This is a genomic window from Pyramidobacter sp. C12-8 (assembly GCF_002007215.1).
Taxonomy (GTDB): domain Bacteria; phylum Synergistota; class Synergistia; order Synergistales; family Dethiosulfovibrionaceae; genus Pyramidobacter.
On record NZ_MUHX01000068.1, the window covers coordinates 1 to 1,201 of the forward strand.

The following is a 1,201-nucleotide window of genomic DNA, read 5'->3' on the forward strand; positions in this document are numbered from 1 at the left end:
CAATGGCAAAAGAGAAATTTGAGCGCAGCAAGCCCCATCTGAACATCGGAACGATCGGGCACATCGACCACGGCAAGACGACGCTGACGGCGGCGATCTCTCACGTTCTGTCGAAGACAGGCTACGCGGAAGAGACCAAATTCGACCAGATCGACAAAGCGCCGGAAGAGAAAGAACGCGGCATCACCATCAACATCTCCCACATCGAGTACACCACCGACAAACGCCACTACGCCCACATCGACTGCCCCGGGCACGCCGACTACATCAAGAACATGATCACCGGAGCGGCGCAGATGGACGGAGCCATCCTCGTCGTCGCGGCCACCGACGGCCCCATGCCCCAGACCCGCGAACACGTCCTGCTCGCCCGCCAAGTCAACGTCCCCGCGCTGATCGTCTTCATGAACAAAATCGACCTCGTCGACGACCCCGAACTCCTCGACCTCGTGGAAATGGAAGTGCGCGAACTGCTGAGCAAATACGGCTTCCCCGGCGACGACATCCCCATCATCCGCGGCAGCGCGCTGAAAGCGCTGGAAGAAGGGACCGGAGCGCGCGACGACAAGTGGAGCAAACCCATCTGGGACCTCCTTGACGCGTGCGACAGCTACCTCCCCGAACCCGTGCGTGAAATGGACAAACCCTTCCTGATGCCCATCGAAGACGTCTTCACCATCACCGGGCGCGGCACCGTCGTGACCGGGCGAGTCGAACGCGGAGTGATCAAACCCGGCGACGAAGCCGAGATCGTCGGCATCAAAGACACCCGCAAAGTCGTCATCACCAGCTTGGAAATGTTCCGCAAAATGCTCGACGACGCCGAAGCCGGCGACAACGTCGGAGCGCTGCTGCGCGGCATCGACAAGAGCGAAGTCGAACGCGGGCAGGTATTGGCGAAACCCGGGAGCATCCAGCCCCACAAGAAATTCAAAGCGGAAGTGTACGTGCTGAAGAAAGAAGAAGGCGGCCGTCACACCCCCTTCTTCAACGGCTACAAACCCCAGTTCTACGTGCGCACCACCGACGTGACCGGCTCCATCAAACTTCCGGACGGAGTGGAAATGGTGATGCCGGGAGACAACAGCACCTTCGAAGTGGACCTGATCGCGCCCGTGGCGATGAACGAAGGCCTTCGCTTCGCCATCCGCGAAGGCGGCCACACCGTCGGCGCCGGCGTCGTCTCCCAGATCCTCGAGTA

1 protein-coding gene is annotated in these 1,201 nt (G+C 60.8%); it reads left to right on the forward strand.

The annotated features are described in order from the left end of the window. Window positions 1–2 precede the first annotated feature (2 nt). Window positions 3–1,201: elongation factor Tu (tuf, locus tag B0D78_RS12095; RefSeq protein WP_078017178.1), on the forward strand; the 1,199-nt coding region annotated here is incomplete at its 3' end.